Here is a 26,070-nt window from a genome sequence, read left to right on the forward strand (position 1 = left end):
CCCCTTTGTCATTCAATTTTTAGTCGTTAATGAATAATTTGTATGATAAGATTTTATTATCTTAAGTTTTACTGGTACAAAGTACTCAAACTAATTAAAGGTAAGGAGCCCATTGGATGAAGTTAATAATAAAACACTTAAAAAAAGATTTTAAAGAAACACAAGTCTTAAAAGACGTTAACTTTGAGTTTGAAGCAGGCAAAATATATGGTCTTTTAGGGAAAAATGGAGCAGGTAAAACGACCTTTTTCAATATTATTTATGGTGAACTAGAACAAAGTGGTGGTCTCTTTTTTCTTGAAGAAAACGGAAGGCTTTCTGATATCAACTATGAGCAGGTTGGCATGCTATTTTCAGAAAATTTTTTGCCCGATTTCTTAACAGGCTATGAGTATGTTAAGTTTTTTAATGATTTAAACGGAGAAGGTCAAGCTCCCGATCATTACCTGGATTTGATGGCGTTCTCTGAAGAAGACAGACACCGCTTAATCAAAGACTATTCGCATGGGATGAAATCGAAACTCTCGCTCCTCTCAATTATCATTGGAAAACAAAAAATAATTCTTTTAGATGAACCACTGACTTCCATCGATGTTGTAATGGCGGCTGAGATAAAGAAAATATTAAAAGAATTAAAAAAAGAACATATTTTGATTCTCTCTACGCATATGCTTGAACTTGCCAAAGAACTATGTGATGAAATAGTCATATTAAGTGATGGAAAATGCATGCCCTTTGAACACCTAAAAAAAGATGAAGATTTTGAATCGAAAATTGTCGAACTTTTAAAGGAGGACAAAGGAGGTGAATAAAATATTAACCTTTTTAATCCAATACCAACTGATTAGTTTTTACAATGGGTTCATTTTTAATTTGCAAAGAATACCTCTCATTGGAAAAATCTTTTCGAATAAGTTATATCACTCTAAATTCTTACTTAAATGGGGACCTCCCCTGTCAGTGATCTTTCAAATGATAAAACCCATTGTAACAAATATAATTTTTATCGCGCTTATCGGTCTTTTGCTTCCTACTTTTTCGAATAAGTATGTCGAATCAGAAGAGATTATGTTTTTGAGCTATGGACCCTTTTATCTATCGATTGTGATGCTAATGATGGCAGTAGCGATTGAAATCTATAGCGCCTTTGAAAACGCTGAAGACAAATATATGCATATTAAGATCTTTAGAGTGAATCCTAGATTTTACTCTATCGCCAATGATCTTTTGAAGTATGGACCTAAAATCGTCGGATTTAGTATTGGGATGTTCCTCTTTTCTTTTATTTTCAAGATCACTTTACTTGAAGGCTTTTCATTTGTTATTTTTTCGATTGGACTAAGATTATTTATTAGAAGTATCTTTCTCTACTTGTGTCGCAACAATTATCCTCTCGGCAAAAAAGTGGCTAATTTTCTAGTTTTTTTCACTTGTGGAGTAGGCTTTCTTTTGGCAATAGTCGGTACTTTTATCGATTTAGGATTTAACTATGCCTTCTTTTTCTCGGTCATTTTTTTAGCCCCTGGTCTTTTGATGCTCGTTTTAACCATTATTTTCACTTTGAAAACTACTTATCTGGAACAATTTATTTTGAAGTCTTTAAATATCAGCGACTTGCTTGAATCGCAACAATTCGTTGATGAAATAGATAGCCAGTCCGCCAAAGTGGAAGATAAAGATATCCGAATAGGAAAGAATGATTATTCTGATGATCAAGGAATTATCTATCTTAATAAGATTTTTTATGACCGAATTGGTTCAGTCTTTAAAAAGAAAATCCTGATTCGATTAGCCTTCATTGGCATCACTCTTGTTATGCTTAATGTCGTAAAGTATTTTGTTCCCCTCTCTCCTGCCGATGTCAAAGGGCTCTCACAATTTATTCCCTTAGTATTATTATTAATTGCTAGAAAAATGTATTTGGGTGAATTTTTTACTAAAACGACCTTTTACTATATGGACCGTAAACTGTTAAGCTTTCATTTTTATCGAGCGAAAGAAAATATAACTACTGCTATTGTTTTTAGAACAAAACAGTTGCTTAAGTACAATCGTCCACAATTTATTGTCGCTTTAATTGGTCTATTATTCACCTATTATCATTGGGATCTATTCGATAGTCAAAGCCTTTTAGTGATGGTCATCAGTTTAATCAGTGGGTATGTCTTTATGACCTTTCATTTTCTTTTTGCTTATTATATGTTTCAACCCTTTACCAATCAAATGAAGGTAAAAAACCCTGTCTATACTGGAATTCTCAATTTTGTCCTCTATATTTTGTATTTTAGTATGGTTAGATTATCTTCCTATACTCACTATTTGGTATTCGGCTTTTTCTTATTCGTGATCTTGTATGTTGTTTTGGGTATAATGATCGTCTATTTATTTGGACCCAAACGTTTTAGACTGAGATAAATACGCAAAAGAATATGCAAAATATTTATCATTTCAATAATTTCCATCTGATAAAATGACCGTTTAAAGTCCATAAATAAACCTTTTTCTCACAGCGAATAGCACTCCCTTCTAATCCATTCCACATGACTTTGAGGGGAGTGCTTTTATTTTCTCTCGCTATTTAATCTCAATCCAATAATCGCCCAGTCTATTTTAACTCTACTACATAGACCATCTATATTATTCAAACCTTCATTTATCCGTCTGTATTTGCCTACTTTTTATTCATTTGATTTTGTTTTCCCCATTGGTTAAGGAAAAAGCTTACAGTCAAAACCCTTCTTTAACCTATACACTTAACCATTTACAAAGAAAAACTAAGAATTTCCTTTATAACTTTAACATGCCTTTAAACATTATGCTATTTTGAACTTAAGCAATCACAAAGAATGGCGGTCTTAGTTGATTGGATCCTTTGCTATCAATGAAGAAAGAGAATAGCCATTTAAAATAGAGCATAGACATTTAATTTATTGAATCAATTTTGAACCCATTTTTGTTCGGATATCATGAACAACCATAAAACCAACCAGAATAAATCCTAAATACCCATTAATTCCATAAAGGACATTTACAAGATCCTTGTAGGGCAAGAAAATAGCGATTACCATTCCAATAACTCCACCCAAAATGGTTAAGATTTTATAGCGTGAGCTTCCATCTGTGGCCACACGACCCACCCCTGTCCAGAGTAGAGGAACTGCCGTGGTATAGATTCCAGCAAAAACAATAACGGCAAAAGCTTGCGCAAATACCGGGTTCACTTTATTAGCTAATACCAATGCTGGAATATCAGCCTTACCAGTTTCACCAATGTAGCTAATTAAAGCGATACAACAAATGGCTGCTGCCCCGAAAATGAATAAAGTAGATAGAAGCATTCCTGTGTTCACTTCTTTTAATTTGTTTTTTGCACCAATTTCAGATAGAAAAGCTGCAAACCACAAAATAACAAAGCCACCGTATGATGCGCCTGAAAAAAATGGATTGTCGCCGCCTACTTGAACCAAATCATAAACGCCTCGATCAATTGCGCTTACATTTTCGCTGAAGTTTGGAAAGCCAGTGATCGCAGTAATTGTTGATACAATCAGAATAAGAATAATAATAATCGGTCCTATTTTACTAAGTGCCTTGATAATTCCGTCTAATCCAAAGACAGCTGTAGCAACTACTGCAATGGTTAGAACCAATGCACCTACTCCGTTTGCTAATCCCCATTGTTGAGAGGCCGTAGCATTCGCCCCTCCACACATAACGATAAAACACATATAACAGAAAAAGGCAGAAAAATAATCAAAGAAAGCACCGATGTACTTACCGGTATAATGTTGGTATATGTCGCCGCCTCTTTCAAGTTTCAAGCGATTACCATTGGTCGCAAAGGATAAATTCGTATAGACATAAATGATTGCCGCAACAGCTATGACAATCCAAAATCGTGAGCCATAGGAAGCCTCATATTGCATTACTTCTTGCATTGTCGCAAATCCGGCCCCAATGTAAAAGGCAATACACGCGCCTGTAAATCCTAGAATCGTCCAAATGTTCATTTTTGATTTTTCCATGTTTTCCCCCTCTTTTCTACTTTCGAACATCTTGTCATTCTGAAGAAGTAAATTTTAAAAAAAAGCAGTCCATAGAACAGTTATAAAGCTATTCGATCGGGACTGCTCTTATTATTTTAGAATCTATTCACTCTATTCAAGTGGATTTAGAAGACCGTAACTTCCGTTACTGGTTGGCTCAGTGCATTTATCGCACGTTCAACCATCTTCATGCGCAATTTCTCTTCATCTTTTCGCTCCAGGGATGGATCTCCAGTAGGGTGAGGAATAGCAACTGTTGGCACAATTCGGTTCGCTCCAACAGATTGAGAAATGGTAATAATTGTAGCCATATGAACAATTGGAATACCAAAACGTTCGATTTCTTTAACGATTGTTGCTCCGCAACGTGTACAGGTCCCTCAAGTACTGGTAAGAATTACTCCGTCAACTCCCGCTTCCTTCAATTCTTTTCCTATTTCTTTACCGAATATGATGGCATTACCAACTGCCGTACCTGTACCTGTCGTGGTGTAGAATTTCTCATGAACCTTACCAATTTTGCCTTCTTTTTCCATTATTCTAAGAGAGTCTAATGGAAGAACACGATCTGGCGATTCATTACAATAGATAGGATCAAAACCACCATGAATGGTGATGAAATCGCCTGTAAGGTTAGCATGATCTTCGATATTGTATTTACCCCATTTTTGAGCAGAGGCAGACTGAATCCGATCGGGATTTCCTACCGGTACAATCCCTCCAGTAGTTACCAAAGCTATTGTGGCTTTAGTTAAGTCCTTAATTGGAGGGGCTGGCTCAACCAAGTCAAAGCTAGGCATTGGCATTTCAGTTTTATATTCTTCGTTGTTCAAACGTTTCATCAGCATCTCAACCGCACGAACGGCACCGATTTTATCGGAAAAGCCTGTAATACGCTTACCTTGCTTGAAGATCCCATCTTCTTCAGGAATAACTTGCTCGCCTGCTAATATTTTCTTCGCAATCGCCGCCATTTTAGGTAAGGCAGATCGCATATCAACTGCACTATTTCCAGTTGGAACGGTATATGCTTTTAGTCTGGTAATTTCAAGACCTGGGTTTTCTTCATACATACCTGATACTACAGGGATATCGTATTTATCCACCACGAACTGAGCAATTAAGGATGAAGCCACCCCATAGCGGCCCGCATTAAAGGAGGGGCCGACTACTACTAAATCCGGTTGAATCTCATCCATTGCTTTCTTAAATTCAGCTAAAGCTGCTTCATTGTTTTCATTGATATAGTTATCGCCACAAATAAAAGTCGCGACCACTTTACCTGCATCGCCCAACTCCTTTTCAAATCCTACGGCAGGACCGACTGTCCCTTCCTTTAAAACGGGAGCAAAGTCGGCATTGTCTTCTCCACCAATCTGACCAAAAAACTGATTCAAATAATATAAGATTCTTTTTTCCATTGTCTTCCTCCTCGTTCTAATACTCAGTGACCATCAAATTATGATATCCGATCTCTGAAGTGGCTCCAATCACAGCATTTAATTCACACTTCATAACACCGGTTTCAGCATCATAGGCTCCAGCCCATCCTCCTGCCAAATTGGCAATCGCTTCTGGATCTCCCAGGATACGGTCCGCTTTTGGTAATGTTACAACGTGAGAAACGTTTCCTGTTGATATTACAGCTTTTGCTTCTGGTTTTGAGTCTGCGAGTGGTTGACTGGCTCCATCCCAACCAGAACATTCATCCGTTATCAGAACAGCTTTTATCCCTTGTTTTTCTAATCGTTCAGCAATCATGACTAAGTCAGAGTCTGGATTTCCATATCCTTCTTCCGATACAATCACCCCATCTGCCCCCAACTGCTTGCATAATTTAGCAGTGAAATCACACGATCTAAATTTTCCTTCTAAGGTTGTTAGTTCTGGAACCATAACCACACCAAGGAAATTAATTTCTTTGCCGTGTTTTTTCAAAAGTTCTAAGATAACTGGATTGGTTTGATGTTGATAAGTCGTAATCTTATCGCAAGCTGCTACACAGTTGCCCGAAACGACTGCTCCATCCAGTTCTTCCAGCGGATGCAGAAGTGTTGGAATAATATTTTTAGCATCCACTCCATAGATATAAGAGTCATGGAGAAGCCCTTGAGTGATGAGCATCTCAGCATAGACTACCTTAGGAAGATCTGGATATTTAGCTGTTTCTTCTGGATTTGATCCTACTTCAAACGTTTCAATTTCATAGACTGGAGCGTCTTTTGCAAACTGTCCGACATATTCAGAGATTAACAGACCTGCCATTCGAACTGCTAATTCATGTTCATGAGCTGTTAATCCGTCGACTACCGATAGATCCACCACTAAATTAAAAGTCTTGGAGAAGGGCGTCCATTTTGCTCCTTCTCCCCACATATCAATCACACCTTCTTGGAAGCCGACAATATCTCCAATTGTAACGATAGCAACGCCTTCTAATACGTTATAAGCTCCATTCCCAAGCTGGCCAGTCTGCGAAGTTATCCCAGCAAATCCAGGAACACCTTCTACTTTTACCCGTGGTTCAATGACATCTTTTACAGGGATGATGCGTGTCTTTTCACCTGGTTTAGCGATATCGACAGTAACCTCTTTAATATTGTCCAAACTCTTAATATAATTGACTAATTCTTCGCGATTTAAAACGAGTTTTTCTCCTACTACTTCATTTTTATCGCCAAAGACAACATCATTAATTTTTACTTTACGTCTTTCTAGTTTCAAATTGATTCCCTCCTATTTGTTAAAACGATCTCCCAACTCACTTACCTCTTTAAGAGCTACTTTTAAAAGCTCGTAATCAATAAATTCGTAATCCTCCTTATTCTTGTAATCCACTGTATGGGTAGCTAAAGAGTTTTGTAAAAGTTCTATGCTATTTTCAATTGCCAAAAGAGACTGAGTGTTATCTCCTTCTGGTTTATCTGATATCAAGATCGACCGTACGGGAGAAAAATGCATCCGACCACTGGCGGCCAAAGGAGATGTCATTAAATAATGTTTTTTGTGAATCAAGTCACGTGCCTTTTTCAAAACAGCTAATTGATCACCTTCAACCAAGATTATGTTACCGCTTTCATTGACGGTTATATTATTCGTTAAAATCATATCACCACCTCTATCTTTTCACTTTTAATGAAGACAATGCTAACGCTTACATCCAATAATAAATTGTGGGTTGAAACCATCTCATCACCTCACTGATATACTAACTGTTTTTCAGATGAATGTCAATTGTATTTAGATAAAAATTTTGATTTATTTAAAATAAAAATTTACATAAAAAAACCTTAAGATCTTTTTACTAAGACCTTAAGGTTTTTAACTATATTTCATTCACTCTTAAAAGAGAGATTCTTTAATTCTAGAAAGAAAGTCTTCAATATGTTCGTAAGCATATTGTTCGGCTGCCTCTTCATCTTGATCTTCAATCGCTTGCACGATTTTACGGAAGGTTCTGGTAAAGATAGTCATATCATCAAAGTAATCATTACAATAATGCCACAATCTTTCGGTATGTAAATGAAGATGAGCTAGTGTTTCTTTTAACCATCGATTATCACAAGCTTGAAAAATAATTTGATGGAATCGTTCATCTTCGTTGATAGCCTCTTGATAACTTGCTGTAGTAGAATAAGATTCTAAATTTTTAATAATTTGCTTCAACTCTGCTAATTGTGAGGGGGTGATCCGTTTTACGGCTTGACGAGTCGCATAGGGATCTAGTTGCTTTGTTACATCAAATAGCCCCTTGATATTACGAAAATCAATAGGAGCAACTTGTGCTCCAAACCTTGGCACAATATTAATGAGATCATCTCGCTCTAGCTCTTGCAAGGCTGATCGAATCGGTGAACGACTTACGCCAAACTCTTCAGCTAGATCAACTTCATTGAGTATTTTTCCGGGTTTATATTCAAACTCAATGATGCGACGCTTCAATTGATTATAGATACTTAAATTTTTCTGATCCAATCTTCTTCACCTCTTAGCTATCAAGCCATTCTGTATAACACTATACATAGACCTCACTTATTATAACCTCAATCTTTGAGGAAAATCAAATAATGTTTAATTATGTATAATCTCCTAGGTTATCTTTACGTTAGCACTCAATTTTATTTTGCACAGCGAATTAAAAGAACTTGTATAAAGTATAGCTTTTTTTTAACCTCTCTCTTAAATCGTTTAAACTATTTTTTCTTTGATTATCTCATTCATAGTGTTTTTTCACTTGCGAAGTTGGCTTTCTTTTCGCATTAGCCGGTACTTTGGTAAATTTAGAGTTTAGCTATGACTTATTTTTCTCAATCAATTTTTTAGCCCCTGGTCTTTTAATGCTCGTTCTAACCATTATTTTTACTTTAAAAACTTCTTATCTCGAGCAGTTTGTTTTAATTGTTTGAATATAAGCAATTTAATTGAATCCCGACAATTCGTTGAAGAAATAGATAGCCAGTCCGCAAAAGTGAAAGTCGAAGATATCCGAATAGGAAAGACTGATTATTCCAATGATCAGGGAATTATCTATATTAATAAGATTTTCTATGACCAAATTGGTTCAGTCTTTATAAAGAAAATTCAGATTCGATTAGCCATCATTGACATCACTCTTCTTATTCTTAATGCCTTAAAGTATTTTGTTTTAGGTATAATGATCGTCTATTTATTTGGACCCAAACGTTTTAAACTGAGATAAAATTGAAGTTTCACAAAAAAAGACGCTTTTTATAATCTTTCATGACTGAAAATTGGGTTGATTTAGAAGGCGTTTTTTTTTAAGATTTTTTTAATAACTAAATATCTCGTCTTTTAACAATTAAACAAATAACCAGAGGCAATCAGTGTACTGACCCCTATAGTTGGACCATGAAATTCAACTTTAGGGAGTCTTATTATGGCAAAATATAACTTAGATTTTAACATCATCCACAACAAATATCCTTTAAACACATCTCTCATTTTCTCAACTCTCTCGATAGCCTGATTCATATTTTCTATCAATGACAATAACCTTACTGCCATCACATATCATACACATATTCGTGAATTCAACTTTTTCTATCATTTATCAAAACTCCTGTAAATTATAATTTATCTTTTTTCATGCTTTTTAGAGCAAAATAATTAATTTATTGATCTAATAGTATTTCATTTCATATTTTGTTTCTCTAGTAGAGGGTTTGAAATCTAGTGTTTATCGTTACTATCTTCCGTTTTCATAATTATGACACAAGACCCGGGTGTTAAATCGTATAGTAATATCAACACTTATAAATACAAATTTTATATCTATTCAGGTGAATTGCTAACCTTATAAACTCAAATTTATAATATTCTTATCTCAATACCAACTACACCATACTCTTGCTGTTTTTCTTTTGGATAGTATACATCCATATCAGCTGATGAAGCCTGATTAATATTGTCGATAGTATAACCACATCGCAATAAAGATAATGACTCATACAACTTATCAAATGATGGAAATTTATGTAATGCAACCACGACAGCACTTAATTTACATTCACTATTCTCAGTATTTGTAAACTTAATGAAATCTCCAACTTGTATCATTTGCCTTTTTTCATCTAACAATCGCAATTCAATATCTTTTTGCTTATACTTTATTTTATAAAAAGGTTCAGGATGTAAGTTCATATAATGAATCAAATTATTCACCTCCCTAATGATTTACTGTTTACAATATTTATTATCGAAAAACCCTGCTACATAGTACATCAATAACTCATTTTTTTGATTTTAAACTTTGTTAGAAGCTCTAAAACCCTTGTATTTACTTGACTATTTGCCTGTGTCATTATTATGACACGAAACCCAGATGTAAACTCCTAAAATTTCTTACTAACTCTTGATTATTAACGTTATAAGATCCATAACTTTATCAACATGAATATCTTCTTTAATCAAATAATTCCATAGACTAACATTCGGCCATAAAAATAAATCTACAATCCTTCGATAATCATCCCAAACACTCTGCTCGATATTATCTAAATCATAAATTTTAAAAACATGATTCAGTAAATCATTACGATAGTCGGTCATTTTCTCGAAGCTTTCTTTCGCCGTTAGATTCTCAAAATCATACATAGATAATTCATATCTTGTTTCGTTAAGAATATTATTATTATTCACTACCGTTCCAGACATATTAAAATCAATTAGACCCACAAATTCATTCTTATTAACTAAAATATTTGTTGCATTAAGATCGCCTTGTATGGAGCACTTTCTTAATTGAGGCAGAACTTCTTTTATTCCATTCCTACAGTTCTGATTTACCTCATCTAATGTAGAAAATAAATTTGATTGGTTTTATAGACAATAAGCATTCTCTTAATAAATGATAATTTTGTTCTTTCTCATCAATTTTTTCTTCTCAATCTGGTAATTCAATGATTGACCACATACTCCATCTACTCATCAAATCTTTATTTGAATTTTTTGCCATATATTTGGCAGTATTTTTTAACACTTAAAATTTTATATTGTCTGAATAGTCATTGAAGTTACAGATTTCGTATGGAACATATTCTTCAATCCAAGAAACAAATTCTATTTTTTCCAAGTTAAATTCATATAAGTAATTTCCATCGGGAGATTGAAGGTAACTTGGTACATAAATGCACTATTGTTATAGTTATCAATCACTTTAATCAGTTCAATAAAGTCATTTTGAGTTAATTCATTTTTTGAATTAATTTTAATGACCCAATCCTTATTGACATAAAAATTAATTCTAATATCAGTTTTTGAGGGACTTGTATCGTTACCAAAGGCGATTGTTTTATTGTCTATTTGGATATAATCACATATGTCATGGAATAGCTTGCCTTCATCTTTAATGCTCTCCACTATTAATTTATAGCCCATTACTCCCCCAGTTTACTATTCTATTTCTATTCGAGGGTCTGGAAACCCCGTATTCATCGTTATTATTTGCCGTTATCATAATTATGACACGAGACCCACAGGCTGGATCTATTATGATGTCTGATGGGGTTGGCTTTACCAGTTCGACCATCATCTTTATAATATGTCTAGGTGTTCTAAACTGTCCATTTGTACCTGATGTAGATAGCTTAGATAGTAAGTACTCATAAAGATCTCCCTTTAAATCTCCTTCTAAAACTAAACTATCTATTGCTGTTACAATTTTCTCTAACATTTGAGCTGTAGGAATTTGAAACATTGCATCTGTCATAAATTTAGAAAAGGAGGATCCTTCATTGCTATTCAAGTCTTTTATAAATGGAAATACTCCTTCAACAATCGTTTTATGCATTTTTTCTGCTTCAAACTCTTTGAAATTGTGCCATCTCAAGTCTTCATAATCAAAGCTGTTTTTGTATTTTTTACTATTCCCTTTAAATATAATTTTTGGTTCAAGACCTAATATATTCGCTTCTGCTTCACTTTGTAATTGTTTATCATCTAATGTTTTTATAAAGATGAGATATGTAAATTACTCGATAACAGTTAACGGATTAGTAACTCCACCCGTCCAAAATGTTTCCCATATTCTATCCACTTTATTCTTTAATTCACCTGTTAACATATTTTTCCCTCCTATAAAATTCAATTTAAATATACCTTTAATTTGTTACATTAAATATTTAATTTTTATTTAAATTGAATTTCTGCACACTAATCCTATACAAATTATTTTTTTAATCGTGAGTTCTTCATTTTCACCCTCACAAAACCCTAGTTTGGCCTAATTATATAATTAAAAATTATGATTTTAAACTACATACAGACCTATATTTCCTTTAACTGAATTAAAAACTCTTTTCATACAAAAACACTCCCATCAAATTCATTTTCCTTGAATCCAATGGGAGTGTTCTAAAGTTTTGTACTATTATTCAGTTTCAGTCCAATACTAAGCTCATTACATTAGTAAGTCAGTGTTTTATCTTCTACTAACCATTTGTCAATTGTTTACGAATAGACGAAGAAGAAAATTCGACCACTAGAATGAGCACAACCAGTCCTACTAGAATGGCTCCTACTTGCGACCAACGGTTGGAGGACATGGCAAATTTAAGGGGTGCACCAATTCCTCCCCCTCCTACCAGACCTAAAATAGAAGCATCCCTTAAATTCATATCGAAGCGGAAAATAATTGTTGATAGTAAACTAGACCATAATTGAGGAATAATCCCACAACGAATCTTCTCGAAAGTATTGCAGCCAGCTGCATCGAGCGCTTCTAAAATGGATTTATCCATATCGTCAATGGCTTCACTAAATAACTTGGTTAACATACCAATGGAAGTCACTGAGATCGTCATAACGCCTGCAAAAGGTCCTGGACCCGTCACCCGAATAAACATTAGACCATAGACAAAGGCTGGAATGGTTCGAATAGCCATCACCAAAAAACGGGTCATCACTACAACAGGAACCGGAACCACTTTACTCGATGCTAGAAAAGAAAGAGGAAAGGAGAAGACTGCTCCGACCAGAGTCCCTAAAAAGGCGATCGCCATCGTCTCCAATAATAAATAAGGAACCGACTGTTTCGTAAGATTAAAAAGCAGTTCTCTGTCTGGGTTAACAATTCCTTGGATGATACTTACAGCAAAAGTGATGCCCCGCTTAGCAAGCCCCACTTCATCAATGGTTGAAGCAGACCAGACAACTAGCCCAACTACTAACATCGTCCAAGCCAATACTTGCCAGCGATTCGTATCTTTACTTTCATACATTTGATTAATTTTATCTACCATGACTACCTCCTATGTTAACCTTGCTCTTAGATAGCGACTGATACTTTCAATCACCACTACCGTTAAGAACAGACAAAGCAGGATCATTCCGACATTCTGATATTCTCGCCAACCTAGATTCTCATCGAGAATAATGCCGATTCCTCCTGCCCCAACATAACCTAAAATAGCAGCGTGACGGACATTTCCTTCGAAAGTGTATAAGGCCACTGACAGATAAGTTGGAAGCACTTGCGGTTTAATCGCTCCGAGAAAACTATACATTTTATTCGCTCCTAAGGCTTCCATGGCTTCATAAGGCAACATATCCGCTGTCTCAATGGCTTCATAAAGTTGTTTAGCTATGAAAGAAAAGGTGAATAAAGCAATTGCCAAGGTCCCTGCAAAAGTCCCTAAGCCAAAAATATAAGTCAAAATCAAAGCGGTCACTAAGGTTGGTAAAGTTCTGATTAGACTCAACAATAGTTTTAAAAGACTAGTTATCCAGTGATTTCTAGTTAAGTTAGTGGCAGACCACATGGCATAAGGTATCGCTAAAAGCGCACCAATAAAGGTCCCCAGTACAGACATTTTAATCGTATCGAGCAGCGGAGGGATTACCTCATTAAAATAAGCCGTATTGGGTGGTACCATCCGTTTTAAAATAACAAAGAATTCCTCACCACGCTTGATTAAAACTTGTAAATCAAAACCAGTCATTTTAGCTGATAAATAAATCAATAAAGTAATCAATAAAACAATTAACAAGCTAAAAGAGCGCTTCTTATACACCTTCTTGCCATTTGAAAGCACGATTTCTTTGGGACGCATAAATGAAAGTATTGGATTATTCATAGGAGTCACGTTCCTCTTCAGTGCTTTGTCCTTTATAAATATGGTTTAGGACTTCTTGGGTGACTTCATTTGAAGGCCCATCATAAACAATTGCTCCTTCGCGAATGCCAATAATCCGATCACAATATTCAAGCGCCAATTCCACATGATGAATATTGATGATGACGGTGATGTTGTCTGATTGATTGATATTCTGGAAATCTCGCATCACTACAGCAGCGGTGACTGGGTCCAAAGAAGCAACAGGCTCATCGGCTAGAATAATGCGTGGATCTTGCGCCAAAGTCCTAGCCAGTGCCACCCGCTGTTGTTGACCACCCGATAGTTGATCGACTCGCGTATAGGCCTTATCAAGAATTCCTACCCTGTCCAAAGCTTCCAAGGCTTTTATTTCTTCTTCCTTCTTGTAATAGCCAATCAAGACGCGCCAAAAAGGGATATCAGGGACAAAAGCCGATAAGACATTGGTGATGACTTTTGCACGAGTTACTAAGTTAAAAGACTGAAAAATCATCCCGATCTTACGTCGGAACTGACGCAAGCTCTTACCTTTTAAGCCACTCACATCCACCCCATCAACCGTTAATTTTCCTTCTGAAATGGAATGCATTTTATTAACCGTTCGAATGAGAGTGGACTTACCTGCACCCGATAAACCAATAATGCCAACGAATTCTCCTTGATCAATCTCCAAATTAATATCTTGTAATGCTAATACACCTTTTGGATATCTTTTATAAACTTGTTCAAATTTGATCATTGCCTTCTCCTTTTTTAATCTTTCAAGCAAAGAAACACCCACCGTCCAGTGGGTGTTTTGTTTTAGACTATTTGTCGGTATTTATTATTCACCTTGTTCACGTAGAATTTTTTGCGCTTCACGTTCTGTTTCATAATCTTCAGCTTTGGCTGGTTTGTAGCCTTCATGACTGTAGATAGCAATGACTTCCTTACCTTCTTCGGTTTCAGCAATATTAATGAAAGCATTTTGAAGGGCTGTTTTTAATTCGTCTGTCATTATCTCTGAAGTCTTACTTACAGAAACAGTGTCATTGTAAACATTAGGAGTAACGCCAATGACATTTGTCTCTTCCCAAATGCTCGCTTCGCGTCCCATATCTTCCATCCATGCATCGACATTATCACGACGTAAGTCAGCAAAACCAACCACTACGTCTACTTGTTCGGATGCTAAACGTGCAATGGAAGAAGGATAGGAATCTGCTTGAACGACATTTGATAAGTCAGAAATTTGTTTACCATCGAATTGGTTTCCTAACCAAATGGAAGGATAAATGTAACCTGATGAAGAAGAGGAGGACATGACTGACCACTTAGCAGAGTCTAAGTCTTCCCATGTTAATTCTTCGCCATTGTTTACTTTCTCAGCTAATTCTTGGCCTTTTTCAGAAGGTCCTGCAATAATTAAGCCTTTGTAGTAAGACACTTGATCTTCGATTAATTCAGTCGCTTGACCGTCATTCCAGTCTGCTGGATTCTCAGAGTCTTTCGATAAACCTTGACGGGTCGATGTAAGAAGAACGTCCACATCGTCTTCGAACAAGACATACGTTCCGCCAGGAATTAAACCAACATCAATCGTTCCTGCAGCCATACCCTCTCCGACTGCTTCATAAGATGTTCCGACAGTAATTTCGACATTCTTAACATTGAATCCTTCTTTAGCTAACTCATCAATCAAGAGCTGTTTTAAAGGCTCGGTTGTTGTAATAATTTCTTCGGGATCACGGGATGGAACAAAAGCAACTTTTAACGTCTCAATTTCAACTGCTTCTTCTTGCGCATTTACAGTAAATACATTCAAAAAAACACTTGCCAGTAGAGATAGGACCATTAATAGACTAAACTTTTTCTTCACAGATGTTACCTCCAAATATTTGATAGCTCAATTATAACGAACTAAGTAAAGTAGAGCAACTTGCTTGTTCAATTTTACATAAAGTTTACAGTAGGTAAGAAGCCATTCAATCATTCTCCTGTTATCATGTGTTTTTTTAATACTATTTTCTCATACTAAGAAAATATTTTTATTTTCGTATAAAATAAATTTGACAAAACTCTCTACATTAAAAAGCTTTTATTATTGAAACAGCAAAATCAATAATTTCAATTCCATAAAACTGACTAATGAAAACCTAAATAAGGTTGTGCATTTTCTCCCTTACAATCTGGTTTCCTTAAGGGTCTTTAGAATTTGATTTTCTAGTCTACGAAAAGTAATATAAGTTTCTGTTAGAAAGTTACCACTACCGGGTGTAAAATCATGAGCAATTTCAGCGAATACAAAAGTGGATGTAGTTTATTCCTAACACATTACTAGAGCTTTTATTATTAAACCCAGGTGTTTTCTGTATATTTCCTTTGTTTTAGGTGAATTGTTAATGATTAGGAGCGCACTTATCACAAAAATCGTTTCCACCATCATTTTCCCATGTTAGTCCACATCCACAATCTGGACAATAATTTTCCCAAATAAGATCTGGATAATTAATGATTTGTCTACCTTTACTATTTAACGTTCTCTGCGTAAGTTTTTGTGCTGTATCTACTTCAATGCTATCTACTTCAAATTCTGGATAAGAATCTTCGTCTTCATTTTCATACTCATAGTGTATACGTGCAACTATCTCAATTTTTTTATTGTGATTTTCTTTTATTAAACCATATTCCATTGTAGCGTATTCTTTATCATCAGAATCCCAAATAGAGTTCTCTAAATCAAAAAATGTACAGTTAATTACAATTTCTACTAAACACTTTAAAGCAACTACTATTTCATGCTCTTCAGAGTTATAATCTATAACTACAGAGCTTAACATTTTGAAGCTCAGTTTCCTCATATTCATATCCACCAATAATGCCTTTACGATCATAATCAAACCCGTCAAGTTCGATGTTTTGTGAATTATCAAAAATTGTTCTTTAATTTCCTCAGCAAACCTATAATTAATACTATTGATGTACTTTAAAGCTTGTTGAGCGATAAGTTTATCCGTATTAATAAGATTCAATAATTCATCTATACTTTTATAAAGATAAATTCCTTTTATGTCCTCAAAATCTTTATCTCCACTTATTACATATATGGGTTGATAATCTTTTTTTCTTAAACTCTTTAACATTGAAATATTAAAAGCATCAGGAAACTCGTGCTTCTTCTTACCTGTTCCGAATGGCTTTCTGTTATTAAAATAATCATTTAGTATAGTTTTTAATTCAATACTATCTAAATCTAAATATGTTACTTCTGCCTCATTTAAATAATTATGAAATTGATTTAGCGCTTCTTGAACTACCTCTTCAGTATCCAATTTATTAAAACTATCAGCATACTTACTGTTTCTAAGAATAGCTATTTCTCTGCTATTAAAGTTTTGGTTTATTTCATTGTTTTTTTTCAACATTTTCTTTTATGTGCTTATTTGCCTCTCCAACAATTATCTCACTTGTAAGAAAATTGATAGCACCCTTTTTAACTTGTTTTTTTAGCAATCCTAATCTACTTTTATCACTTATATCAAAACTTTGACTTTCAAATATTTGTGTATCAACAAAAACATTTAATGGAAACTCTAATTCTTCTTTACCTTCCAATTCTTCCTCCTTTTTAATAATTAACAAATTATATCTATTCCAATACGCCTTTTAGAACAATCGTGAGCCATAATTGGTCTAAAAAATACACCAATCCTTATTTTGTATCTATAGTACGTGGCTTGAAAGCCAGTGTTCATCGTTACTATCTGCCGTTGTCATAATTATGACACGAAACCCGGGGCTTTTTATATTCAATGAACAATTTAGGTTTACACAAGATATTCTACACTATGTAGCTAAAACTAAGCCTAATTGTACATATAGTTTATTATTTTCTAATTTCTTCCACCGGATAGCATTGATAAAACATCTTGGCTAATTTATTTATTTCATCTTTAGCCCCAACCTTACCCAATGCCCAAAAAACTAACCCTATTGATTCTAAATCACTAGCAAAACTTTCAAAACTATCTATTATTATTGGCAGTATTGAATCATCTTCAAGTCTTCCCATTGCATATGTAGAGTCATAAGGGTATTGGTTTATTATTTTTATTGTATTTTCTTCTAATACACCTTCAATTAAAACTTCAATTATACGAGTTCTCCAATATCCTTCTTCAATTTCAGATAAAACAGAATTCAAATCCTTTGGTTCTAGAAAACCTACTTTATAATTTCTAGCAATAAGCTCCAAAATTCTTTTATCAAAGGTCTCTCTATACAATTCTAATAATTTGTTAATACTTTCTTTGCACTGAGAATTTCTTTTAAAATAATCAAACCCTACTTCTCTTCTAGCTTTTCTTCTATGCTTAAAACAAGACATTGCATATTTATAAGAGATTTCACTTGGCAATATTCTAAGTAATTTTTTAAGTAAGCTATCACTTTTATACCTATATTTAGATGGAATTTCTTCCCCTTCTTTAATCGTTCGTTCAACTAAAGAAATTAAATACTCTATTTGGATATCAGTGTATTTTTTTAAATAAATATAGTCTCCAATTCTATTTAAAATATTTTCACAATGATTGAAAATAGAAAAAGAACTTATTTTTAACAATTCAATTAACTCATTTAAAGTAAGGCAATTAAACTTAGCTCTCTCTATATCTTTTTCAATTTTTTTAATCTTTGTCTCTTGAGTATAATATTTACTAAATCTCATATATATTCTACTTTCTTTTTCTCCTATTTTAAAAATTCTCCTTCTGCTGTTTTCCCGTCTATCTTAATCATCCATTCAAACCTACCCCTTCTTATAACTGAAGTTAAGAGAACAGGATTATCTGCTTCCTTTTTACCTATTACTTTATCTATTTCCCAATGTCCTAATTCTTACGTTATTGCCAATATTAAAAACAATTTCTAATATTAAATTTTAATCAAACCTATATACATACATTTTCAAAGTAGTATTCTAAAAAGCACATCAATCCATATTAAATTTCTTAATAGAGCGCTTAAAAGCTAGTGTTCACCGTTACTATCTACCATTATCATAATTATGAAATGAGACCCAGATGATAAATCTTATAGCTTTTATTAAAGCTAAATAAAACATGTGGTTAATATCTTACAATCCAAAACTTTTTGGAGACATTTCAATTCTCAACATATTACAAAACTGAATTCCAAATCTTATAAATTCAAAAGAAACAGACGTGACTATATTATCATTTAGAATATAACCTTCTTCAATAGGTTTTGTTATACAATTATTCCAATCCTTCATATATTTAAGATCAGCCTCACTGTATCCCTCCTGTAGCAAACCTTCTTTATCTGTTCCTATCATAAAAGCCTTGCCATTTAATATGCCGGCTCTTACCAGCAAAATAGGAGCAATAGAAATGGCACCTATTATTTTACCTTCAAACTTTTTAATAAATTCAATTATTTCATGATCTTCAACTGCTGAACGTATATCAACCGCACCGGGTAATAAGAGACTATCATATCTCTCTATGTTTAAATCATAAATTGTTTGATCTGGGAGAACTTTTAGACCTTCTTCACATTTAACTATATCTTTAGTTTTTGCAAATACATCAATCCTTCTACCATTTAAGGGCAAAGTTTCTAATGCCACACTTATTTCAAAATAACAAAATTGATCATATATAAGCACTGCTGTTTTGTTCATTAGTTAACCTCCACATATTTTGCTATGTTTCATTTCTCCAGTAGAAGCCTAGAACCCAGTCACCATCGCTACTATGTACCGTTGTCATAATTATGACACAAAACTCACCTGTGAAATCATAAAGTAATATCAACACTTATATATACTAAGTTTTCTAGATATTCAGGTGGACTGTTAATCCAATAAACTGGGATTTGTAGAACTAAAGCTTTTCTAAATACTTTTTACCATTTTTATATTGTTGTATCGGGTTCCATCCTTCAAAATGTAGGCATTAGGAGTTTCTCCCACTTGGATGAATCCGCATTTCTCATAAAGAACCCTGCCTCTTTCATTACCTGAGAAATAGTCAAGCTCAAGTTGGGAAAGGCCCCATTCTTTAGCATAGTCTTCGAGAACTTGAAGTAACTTCTTCCCTATTCCTAAGTTCCAGAATTCTTTTAGCACAGCAAGGGCAACATTTCCTCGATGGCGCATTTTCTGTTTTCTCAGTCTTGTTATTGTGCCGTTTGCAATCAGTCTTCCATCCATTTCAACAACAATCATAAGTGTATTATCAGATTCATTAAAGCCTTTGATCATTTTTGCTTCCTCTTCAACAGTTATGGTTATTTCTTCTGGATAGGAATTCAAAAAGTCAGATTCTCCCATAATGGTTTTCAAATATTCAACAGTTTCTGCAGCGTCTTTTACTTGAATCTCTCGAATTTTACAGATTCTGCCATCTTTTAGTTCAAAATTTTCTGGTGTATATTTCATATTTATCCCCCACATAAATTTAAATTTCTACTTTTTCCTAGTATTATTTTTAGAGGAAAATAATCATCTGTTGCTCTAAAAAGCACTTAACTCGACATTTCGTTTCCTTAGTAGAAGGTTTGAACCCAGTTTTCATCTTTACTATTTGCTCTTTTCATAACTTTGACACTAGATTCGGGTGAAAAATATTACGCAATATCAATGGTTGTAGATTCAAACTCTTCATTGTTTTAGAAGAGTTTGTTACTTAACAAACTGAGATTGGTTAGTTTTAAATTACTTATTAAGATATTCTAAGAAACGTTTTTTTAATTGTTCGATTACATCTTCATTATCAATAAAATCTTCAAAAGCTAGCATTTCATACTTTTGTCCCTCTTCTCCAAATTTTATATTCTCGATTTGACTATCACATATATTAGCAACCATAAAAACTGATTTTTCTCCTGCATTTGTGATGCTTTCATGGTATTTGGTCCATACAATATTTGATTCAGAAATATCAATAGCTAATTCTTCTTTAACCTCTCTTCTCATAGTTTCATATGGTGTTTCTTCATTTTCTCTTCCACCACCAGCTAAATCCCACATATTAGGATAAGGAATGTTTGGGAGATTATCTCTTAAAATAGTTAATACTTTCCCTTTATTAATGAGTGCTACTTTAACACCTATAAAATTCATTTGATTCATGATTAAACCTCCTCAATCTAATTATGTTTTTGCTCTTTTAAATTTTAAGAATAAACTAACTCAATAATCACTCTAAAAGGTAGATCATTCTTTAATTTGTTTTCCTAGTAGAAAGTTTTTAAACTCAACATCAATTACCGTTATTTGCATTATGGCTAATTATGACACGAAATCGAGCAGTAGTGTCTAAAAATTTAGATCCAGCCAATTTATTTTGCAACTATATAAGCCTTTTTTTAGTGCAGATAGTTTTTACAAAAATCGCTTTTTTAAATTCTTCGTGTAAATCATCCATGAATTAATAATTGCGATAAAATTGTTATAGTACTCACAACAATGATTATATAAATCTCGTTCTTATTCTTACTCTCTTTCAAAATCAAATTTGAAAACATTACTCCATAAAGCGATGTAATATTTAAGAAGATCCAAGCAATTGAAGAAATATTAGAAGATGTCACAAAAACAAATGTTATTTGTGCAATACACGTTAAAATTGCTCTAAAAAATAAAGATTATCGAAAGAGTTTTTATTGTGTCTTTTCCAATCAGTTTGATTTAAGGTTGGAATCAAACTTATAAAAGATACAAAAAATCTTAATATTAAAGTACTTACTGTAAATAAAATCAGTGAATCAATATTTTTTATAGTCTCCAACCAAAAGAGGAAATAAGCAAGCTTGTATAACTAACGGTGGAACAATAATAATTACTCCATGTAATAATGTTTTTAAATCACTTTTTTTCTTTACCCAAATAATAATTATGATAGTTGTTAAGATAGAAATGAAATAATTACCAAAATTTATTCTTCCTGTCGTAAAAAATAAGGCTAAAGGAATAAAAAAAACAGCTGTTTTTGATACGATCGCCGATTCAAAAATGGATAAGCGTTTAAATAGTTTTGAGTATCCTACTGCAACAATTTGTACTAAGATGCTGTAAATGATTATTTTATAATTAAGAATCATAGTAAACAGATCATTAACATTTATATAAAAGAGTGAAATTATTATGAATAATAGCGTATATAAATTGTTTAAAAAATTAACTTTTAACACAGATTGCTTTTTATACCCTATTTGATACCTATCAATCACACTTATTAATCCTCTGGACATTGCTGAAATGGTTGAAAATAAAATAATGTAGAAATATGAATCCAAATTTCAATTCTCCTTTATGGTTTTTTAAATAACATAAAATTTTTAACACTCTATTCCCATGATAAGATATTCTTTATGAATATAGAAGAGGAAAATAATATGGACTTTTAAAGTGCTGGAACATCTTTTCAGGCACTATTTCTAAATAGGTTTCATTTTATTTGCTTCCTTTTAAAATTTACCGATAGTTCTCTTTAATAATTTACCTTTGTATGTGTTGACTTATTCAGTTCGACGATATACAATCTGACTATACAGTCCAACTGAATAGTTTAACGATATAAAGGAGCTAATATTATGCCTAGGCACCCCAGTTTACCCTTAACAGAAACGACTTATTTAATTTTGTTGTCACTAATAAAACCTGCACACGGTTATATAATAATGCAAGAAGTTGATCGGCTTAGTAATAACAATGTAAAAATTGCGCCTGGCACCATGTATGGTGCCTTAGATAATTTACTAAAACAAGGTTGGATTAAAGAGGTAAAAAGCGAAGACAAACGTCGCAAAGTCTACCAAATTACTAAATCTGGTTATGATGTCATTGAAGCTGAAACAAAGAGAATGCACAAATTGCTTAACCTTGCAGAAGAACTGATGAGAGGAGAAAGCTAAAATGAAACAAATTATAAAAAGGAAAGTATTCTTATTCAAAGATTTAGACAAACAAGAAGCTTGGATTAACTCCTTTAGAAAAGAAGGTTATCGCTTTATAAATAAAAAGTTCCCTGCTTGCTTTGTGTTTGAAAAAATTGATGATAAAGTTCCTATTACTCGGATTGATTATCGTGAATTTGAGAAATCGAGTGAATATCAAAACTACATTCAACTTTTTAGTGATATGGGATGGACAGTTGTTTCAAGCAGGAAAAATTTCAGTGTGCATTACTTTCAGCAAAATAATCCTAATTCAGAAGACTTTATTTATTCAAATAAAGAGTCCTATGCTGAAATATACAAGCGCTACAGCCAACAAGCTCTAAACTGGTCTATTATATTTCTGTTTTTCTTTACTATCTTTTCTACTGGAGATATCAGTTATTCACTTTTTAACCCAAGGACTGCATTTCTTACACCTGGCTTATGGGAAATGACCGGCTGGCAGTTCTGGTCTTCCTTTATATTTGAAATTCCTTTTGCATTAATGAGACTACTCTCTAAAGTTATTTGGTTGATATTAGCAGCATGGATGGGGTTTGAAGCTTTTGTAAATAAGCGTAAATATAATGACTTAATTCATAATAGCAATTAATATTTTTGAAAAAACATCAAAGACGACAGTGATGAATTATTACTGTCGTCTTTCTTTGCTCACCATATTTTTTCGTAAGATGCTATAGATTCCTCACGTTTCTTTGAATCATCTTTCATTATCTTAAACAAATTCTTGTTGTTATACTTCTTAATAATGACTCTAATAGTCTAAATTAGAAAAAATATAAAAAACTCCAGTCATATAGACTAGAGTTTTAGCTCATTCTAACTAAGTAGAAGCCATTCTTAACACTATTTTTTCTTCTTTAAATTTTTTATTTGCGTTTTTAAAGCGTTGATATTGATCCATTATTCTTTTTATCAAATTACTCCCACTCCTTGATGGAAAACTTGAAATGGCTATTTATAAGTTTTTTAATAGTCACTTTTGTGAATAGAGTCTAGTTTTTACTCATATTTTCCTCTGTTTTTAAAGGAATAGTATCATTTTAGTATCACTAATGAATTATAAGTTAGTATGATTAAAATGTTTTCTTGAAGATGGCGTCCTAAATCAGGATTTCATAAAGAGCATTCAGATTGTGATACTTCTTTTTTAAGTTTCTTTATCCTCAATCCAATTTAAAAAGCTAACCCACTAAAATGGTGGACTAACTCATAATTTTCATACAAACTTTTCTATCAATTGCTTATCTTTTGGAATATTTCTGATAAAACATCTAAGGTATCATCTAATTCAACCTCTCCGATATAAGGGTTGTCTTGAAGATAGTTTTGCCAATGCTGTTTAAGATAATCATCACTCGATATATCTTCTAAAATTTCTTTATAATCAGCCAAATCATCTAAAGATTCTCTTTTCTTAGACGTATTCTCAATGGCACGTGCTAGAGTTTTAAAGTTAATTTTATCCCCATAAAGTTTACGCAAGAGATAGATATCATAAAAATCTCTCATCCTTGTAGTGGCAATGTTTCTTCTGATGATGGTTTCAATCTTTTCTGCCAAAATGGTTTCCAAAGGATAAGCCATGACTTCCACATGACCTTCATCAAACATTAGTGGGTATTGATAAATCATTTCCTTTGGTGTAATAGCATCACCTGTGGTGATATCCATCTTCATGGGATTATTAATTCTGCCATAGCGGGCCGAAAAGCTAATACGGTAATTTTCATACTCATCGCTTTCTCTGATTTCTCTTACCCCTTCAAAGACAAAATCAATCCCATCTTGAACATCAATTGCCAAAATTTCTTTCACAATTTTAGTAATATTTTCTTCCGTTAAGGTAATGCCTCTGACCGTCGCATCTATATCCTTGGTCGTGCGATTATCGATACCAATGAGAGAAGAAATTAGAAGTCCTCCCTTGATAATGAAGGAATGCCGGTAGAAAGATTTTTCTAGTCTTTCTAGGACTCTTTCAAAAAAGTACATTTGAAAAACTTCCTGTGGCTTTAGGTTTTTTGTCTTGGCTAAGTGCTTGATTTTCCCTTTTATTTGCTCACTTGATCTCATATCATCACCTCTAAATAACGTCTTATCTCTTCTTCGACTTTTAAAGCTCTAGCATACTTAATAAGTTTTCTGAAGTTGATATTTCCTCTACCAAAATATTCTTTAATAGCTCCTGTAAAAATTTGAGAATCGATATTCCTTTGGTCTTTTACAATATCACAAATGGTTCGTTCGACATCATATAGAATAATCTCTCCACCTAGAGGACTTGTGGTCATTTCTCTCCCTAATTCAAAAAGTTCTATCTTTACATAGTGAACAACAAGGTCATCAAATCTTTCTTTTAGTCTGGACGCATTGTAACCTTGGGGAACAGAAATATGAATCTGGGAAGGCACTCTGTCAGCTAAATCATGAAAATAAAGGGCAGTATGGTAAGAATAAATCACTCGTTTGCTGCTTCTTTGAAGCAAGACGTAATCATCAATGATTTCATCTTTCAAAGTATAAACACCATGACCCACTCGTTCTATTTTATCTTCCTTAGCCAAGTAAGATAGTCTATATCGGTCAATGCCTTTGGCTTCAGCTTCTCTTACAAAGATTAAGCCATGTTCATCAGATAATTTTTCTAAAAGGTCTTTTTCTTTATTCATGATTGCTTCTCTCCTATCATCTTTCGCGCTTTAATTATATATTATTAACGCACGTTTGTGAAGTGAGTTTCTTTAGTTTTTGTTCATTACTTCTAAGATCTTAGGGTTATCCCTAAAAATTTGCATATAAATTTATAAATGAATTGACCGGAAACATTTTAGCAAGTGAGTACTCACTTGCTGTGCTTGCTATTCATTTTTTATTCAATTTTTTAAAATTTATTTTCTAATTTATCTTCTTGGAAAAATTGACACAGGAGAGTTTGTAACTGTAACCTGCACTTTCAAAAGTGTTTCAATGAGGCAGAAATCTTCTTGATAAGTCTTGAAACTTTTGCTAGGACTAACTTCTGATTTTCACTCGCCTAATTCATAGGCTTTTAAAAACTTAGTTACAAGTTACAAATTTTATCCCCGTTTTTTTCTACTCTATGGCCATTTTTATCTGTTCAGGTTCTCGCCATTCTTTTGGAATGTTTTCCGTGACCCTCTCGGTAAAATCACCTTCTATTTGCTCTCACTTTTGATAATAAAGTTTGACCCGAATCGAAACCCCACTTGGTGAATTTCTGATTCTATAATTTATAGGGTTGATGGCCGAAGACCTCAACTCTATTTTTTATTTTGGCTCTATAATAAATAGGGTGGATGGAAGAAAAACACTTCCTTCCACCCTATTTTTTGCTACATAAAAACACAGAAGTCCAATCTATTAAAAGTGGTAACTAAAATAGAAAGGACTCTGTGCCAGGACTCATGATATACGAACAT

Annotated in this window: 27 protein-coding genes; 5 read left to right on the top strand and 22 right to left on the bottom strand. The window is 33.4% G+C overall.

The window, feature by feature from the left end:
• Positions 1-116: 116 nt before the first annotated feature.
• Together ACQV2O_RS06205 and ACQV2O_RS06210 are read left to right on the top strand one after the other, a co-directional pair.
• A complete protein-coding gene (locus tag ACQV2O_RS06205; RefSeq protein WP_428875269.1) occupies positions 117-812 on the top strand; it encodes an ATP-binding cassette domain-containing protein in 696 nt (231 codons plus the stop codon).
• Positions 805-2,415 (top strand): hypothetical protein, encoded by a 1,611-nt coding sequence (locus ACQV2O_RS06210; RefSeq protein ID WP_428875270.1) that lies wholly within the window; start codon positions 805-807, stop codon positions 2,413-2,415. Before ACQV2O_RS06205 ends, ACQV2O_RS06210 begins: the two co-directional genes overlap by 8 nt.
• A gap of 512 nt (positions 2,416-2,927) precedes the next feature.
• On the opposite strand, the gene ACQV2O_RS06215 is transcribed toward ACQV2O_RS06210, so the two are convergent.
• The 5 genes from ACQV2O_RS06215 to ACQV2O_RS06235 all read right to left on the bottom strand — a co-directional run bounded on the left by ACQV2O_RS06215 (position 2,928) and on the right by ACQV2O_RS06235 (position 8,021).
• The gene (locus tag ACQV2O_RS06215; protein ID WP_428874102.1) at positions 2,928-4,025 is read right to left on the bottom strand and encodes a YkvI family membrane protein; all 1,098 of its coding nucleotides are present in this window, start codon (positions 4,023-4,025) and stop codon (positions 2,928-2,930) included.
• A 146-nt stretch (positions 4,026-4,171) separates the two neighbouring features.
• Complete coding sequence (locus ACQV2O_RS06220) at positions 4,172-5,467, bottom strand: glycine/betaine/sarcosine/D-proline family reductase selenoprotein B (protein ID WP_428875271.1); 1,296 nt, start codon at positions 5,465-5,467, stop codon at positions 4,172-4,174.
• 16 nt (positions 5,468-5,483) lie between these two features.
• The gene (locus ACQV2O_RS06225) at positions 5,484-6,770 is read right to left on the bottom strand and encodes a glycine/sarcosine/betaine reductase component B subunit (protein ID WP_428874100.1); all 1,287 of its coding nucleotides are present in this window, start codon (positions 6,768-6,770) and stop codon (positions 5,484-5,486) included.
• Between the two features lie 12 nt (positions 6,771-6,782).
• Positions 6,783-7,154 carry a GrdX family protein gene (locus ACQV2O_RS06230; protein WP_428875272.1) on the bottom strand — a complete coding sequence of 124 codons (372 nt, stop codon included), beginning with the start codon at positions 7,152-7,154 and terminating at the stop codon, positions 6,783-6,785.
• A gap of 234 nt (positions 7,155-7,388) precedes the next feature.
• A complete protein-coding gene (locus tag ACQV2O_RS06235; RefSeq protein WP_428874098.1) occupies positions 7,389-8,021 on the bottom strand; it encodes a GntR family transcriptional regulator in 633 nt (210 codons plus the stop codon).
• A 427-nt stretch (positions 8,022-8,448) separates the two neighbouring features.
• Between ACQV2O_RS06235 and ACQV2O_RS06240 the strand changes: the two genes are divergently transcribed.
• Entirely contained in the window at positions 8,449-8,745 is a 297-nt protein-coding gene (locus ACQV2O_RS06240) for a hypothetical protein (protein WP_428875273.1), read from the top strand.
• A gap of 629 nt (positions 8,746-9,374) precedes the next feature.
• Here ACQV2O_RS06240 and ACQV2O_RS06245 read toward each other — a convergent pair.
• The 15 genes from ACQV2O_RS06245 to ACQV2O_RS06315 form a co-directional block, all read right to left on the bottom strand.
• Positions 9,375-9,728 carry an ASCH domain-containing protein gene (locus ACQV2O_RS06245; RefSeq protein WP_428875274.1) on the bottom strand — a complete coding sequence of 118 codons (354 nt, stop codon included), beginning with the start codon at positions 9,726-9,728 and terminating at the stop codon, positions 9,375-9,377.
• 183 nt (positions 9,729-9,911) lie between these two features.
• Positions 9,912-10,241, bottom strand: a complete 330-nt coding sequence (locus ACQV2O_RS06250; RefSeq protein ID WP_428875275.1) for a hypothetical protein — start codon at positions 10,239-10,241, stop codon at positions 9,912-9,914.
• A 384-nt stretch (positions 10,242-10,625) separates the two neighbouring features.
• Positions 10,626-10,943, bottom strand: coding sequence for a hypothetical protein (locus tag ACQV2O_RS06255; RefSeq protein ID WP_428875276.1), 318 nt, complete (start codon positions 10,941-10,943; stop codon positions 10,626-10,628).
• The gene (locus tag ACQV2O_RS06260; protein ID WP_428875292.1) at positions 10,933-11,523 is read right to left on the bottom strand and encodes an N-6 DNA methylase; all 591 of its coding nucleotides are present in this window, start codon (positions 11,521-11,523) and stop codon (positions 10,933-10,935) included. Before ACQV2O_RS06260 ends, ACQV2O_RS06255 begins: the two co-directional genes overlap by 11 nt.
• 472 nt (positions 11,524-11,995) lie before the next feature.
• Positions 11,996-12,805, bottom strand: a complete 810-nt coding sequence (gene phnE / locus ACQV2O_RS06265) for a phosphonate ABC transporter, permease protein PhnE (RefSeq protein ID WP_428875277.1) — start codon at positions 12,803-12,805, stop codon at positions 11,996-11,998.
• A 9-nt stretch (positions 12,806-12,814) separates the two neighbouring features.
• Positions 12,815-13,639 carry a phosphonate ABC transporter, permease protein PhnE gene (gene phnE, locus ACQV2O_RS06270; RefSeq protein ID WP_428875278.1) on the bottom strand — a complete coding sequence of 275 codons (825 nt, stop codon included), beginning with the start codon at positions 13,637-13,639 and terminating at the stop codon, positions 12,815-12,817.
• Positions 13,632-14,399 (bottom strand): phosphonate ABC transporter ATP-binding protein, encoded by a 768-nt coding sequence (phnC, locus tag ACQV2O_RS06275; RefSeq protein ID WP_428874090.1) that lies wholly within the window; start codon positions 14,397-14,399, stop codon positions 13,632-13,634. The genes phnE (ACQV2O_RS06270) and phnC overlap by 8 nt, the downstream gene beginning before the upstream one ends.
• Positions 14,400-14,483: 84 nt before the next feature.
• A complete protein-coding gene (locus tag ACQV2O_RS06280; RefSeq protein WP_428875279.1) occupies positions 14,484-15,518 on the bottom strand; it encodes a phosphate/phosphite/phosphonate ABC transporter substrate-binding protein in 1,035 nt (344 codons plus the stop codon).
• A gap of 520 nt (positions 15,519-16,038) precedes the next feature.
• Positions 16,039-17,064, bottom strand: coding sequence for a PIN domain-containing protein (locus tag ACQV2O_RS06285; protein ID WP_428875280.1), 1,026 nt, complete (start codon positions 17,062-17,064; stop codon positions 16,039-16,041).
• The gene (locus ACQV2O_RS06290; RefSeq protein WP_428875281.1) at positions 17,045-17,254 is read right to left on the bottom strand and encodes a PIN domain-containing protein; all 210 of its coding nucleotides are present in this window, start codon (positions 17,252-17,254) and stop codon (positions 17,045-17,047) included. Before ACQV2O_RS06290 ends, ACQV2O_RS06285 begins: the two co-directional genes overlap by 20 nt.
• 271 nt (positions 17,255-17,525) lie before the next feature.
• Complete coding sequence (locus ACQV2O_RS06295) at positions 17,526-18,368, bottom strand: hypothetical protein (RefSeq protein WP_428875282.1); 843 nt, start codon at positions 18,366-18,368, stop codon at positions 17,526-17,528.
• A 408-nt stretch (positions 18,369-18,776) separates the two neighbouring features.
• Entirely contained in the window at positions 18,777-19,346 is a 570-nt protein-coding gene (locus ACQV2O_RS06300) for a DJ-1/PfpI family protein (protein WP_428875283.1), read from the bottom strand.
• Between the two features lie 213 nt (positions 19,347-19,559).
• Entirely contained in the window at positions 19,560-20,105 is a 546-nt protein-coding gene (locus ACQV2O_RS06305; RefSeq protein WP_428875284.1) for an N-acetyltransferase family protein, read from the bottom strand.
• Between the two features lie 276 nt (positions 20,106-20,381).
• Complete coding sequence (locus ACQV2O_RS06310) at positions 20,382-20,798, bottom strand: NUDIX domain-containing protein (protein ID WP_428875285.1); 417 nt, start codon at positions 20,796-20,798, stop codon at positions 20,382-20,384.
• Positions 20,799-21,433: 635 nt separating this feature from the next.
• Complete coding sequence (locus tag ACQV2O_RS06315) at positions 21,434-21,964, bottom strand: hypothetical protein (protein WP_428875286.1); 531 nt, start codon at positions 21,962-21,964, stop codon at positions 21,434-21,436.
• A 297-nt stretch (positions 21,965-22,261) separates the two neighbouring features.
• On the opposite strand from ACQV2O_RS06315, the gene ACQV2O_RS06320 reads away from it, so the two are divergent.
• Positions 22,262-22,582 (top strand): PadR family transcriptional regulator, encoded by a 321-nt coding sequence (locus ACQV2O_RS06320; RefSeq protein WP_428875287.1) that lies wholly within the window; start codon positions 22,262-22,264, stop codon positions 22,580-22,582.
• A gap of 1 nt (position 22,583) precedes the next feature.
• Positions 22,584-23,219, top strand: coding sequence for a DUF2812 domain-containing protein (locus tag ACQV2O_RS06325; RefSeq protein WP_428875288.1), 636 nt, complete (start codon positions 22,584-22,586; stop codon positions 23,217-23,219).
• A gap of 644 nt (positions 23,220-23,863) precedes the next feature.
• On the opposite strand, the gene ACQV2O_RS06330 is transcribed toward ACQV2O_RS06325, so the two are convergent.
• Both ACQV2O_RS06330 and ACQV2O_RS06335 read right to left on the bottom strand, forming a co-directional pair.
• Positions 23,864-24,622 carry a nucleotidyl transferase AbiEii/AbiGii toxin family protein gene (locus ACQV2O_RS06330; protein WP_428875289.1) on the bottom strand — a complete coding sequence of 253 codons (759 nt, stop codon included), beginning with the start codon at positions 24,620-24,622 and terminating at the stop codon, positions 23,864-23,866.
• 77 nt (positions 24,623-24,699) lie between these two features.
• A complete protein-coding gene (locus ACQV2O_RS06335) occupies positions 24,700-25,299 on the bottom strand; it encodes a type IV toxin-antitoxin system AbiEi family antitoxin domain-containing protein (protein ID WP_428875290.1) in 600 nt (199 codons plus the stop codon).
• Positions 25,300-26,070: the final 771 nt, after the last annotated feature.

The sequence above is a fragment of the Facklamia sp. P13055 genome, assembly GCF_050409445.1.
Lineage (GTDB): Bacteria > Bacillota > Bacilli > Lactobacillales > Aerococcaceae > Facklamia.

Excerpts from the sequence above, each read along its gene's own strand:
- ACQV2O_RS06205 (WP_428875269.1), top strand. The coding sequence starts at position 117 with ATGAAGTTAATAATAAAACACTTAAAAAAAGATTTTAAAGAAACACAA.
- ACQV2O_RS06215 (WP_428874102.1), bottom strand. The coding sequence starts at position 4,025 with ATGGAAAAATCAAAAATGAACATTTGGACGATTCTAGGATTTACAGGC.
- ACQV2O_RS06230 (WP_428875272.1), bottom strand. The coding sequence starts at position 7,154 with ATGATTTTAACGAATAATATAACCGTCAATGAAAGCGGTAACATAATC.
- ACQV2O_RS06255 (WP_428875276.1), bottom strand. The coding sequence starts at position 10,943 with ATGGGCTATAAATTAATAGTGGAGAGCATTAAAGATGAAGGCAAGCTA.
- phnE (WP_428875277.1), bottom strand. The coding sequence starts at position 12,805 with ATGGTAGATAAAATTAATCAAATGTATGAAAGTAAAGATACGAATCGC.
- phnE (WP_428875278.1), bottom strand. The coding sequence starts at position 13,639 with ATGAATAATCCAATACTTTCATTTATGCGTCCCAAAGAAATCGTGCTT.
- phnC (WP_428874090.1), bottom strand. The coding sequence starts at position 14,399 with ATGATCAAATTTGAACAAGTTTATAAAAGATATCCAAAAGGTGTATTA.
- ACQV2O_RS06285 (WP_428875280.1), bottom strand. The coding sequence starts at position 17,064 with ATGTTGAAAAAAAACAATGAAATAAACCAAAACTTTAATAGCAGAGAA.
- ACQV2O_RS06295 (WP_428875282.1), bottom strand. The coding sequence starts at position 18,368 with ATGAGATTTAGTAAATATTATACTCAAGAGACAAAGATTAAAAAAATT.
- ACQV2O_RS06300 (WP_428875283.1), bottom strand. The coding sequence starts at position 19,346 with ATGAACAAAACAGCAGTGCTTATATATGATCAATTTTGTTATTTTGAA.
- ACQV2O_RS06305 (WP_428875284.1), bottom strand. The coding sequence starts at position 20,105 with ATGAAATATACACCAGAAAATTTTGAACTAAAAGATGGCAGAATCTGT.
- ACQV2O_RS06310 (WP_428875285.1), bottom strand. The coding sequence starts at position 20,798 with ATGAATCAAATGAATTTTATAGGTGTTAAAGTAGCACTCATTAATAAA.
- ACQV2O_RS06320 (WP_428875287.1), top strand. The coding sequence starts at position 22,262 with ATGCCTAGGCACCCCAGTTTACCCTTAACAGAAACGACTTATTTAATT.
- ACQV2O_RS06325 (WP_428875288.1), top strand. The coding sequence starts at position 22,584 with ATGAAACAAATTATAAAAAGGAAAGTATTCTTATTCAAAGATTTAGAC.
- ACQV2O_RS06330 (WP_428875289.1), bottom strand. The coding sequence starts at position 24,622 with ATGTACTTTTTTGAAAGAGTCCTAGAAAGACTAGAAAAATCTTTCTAC.
- ACQV2O_RS06335 (WP_428875290.1), bottom strand. The coding sequence starts at position 25,299 with ATGAATAAAGAAAAAGACCTTTTAGAAAAATTATCTGATGAACATGGC.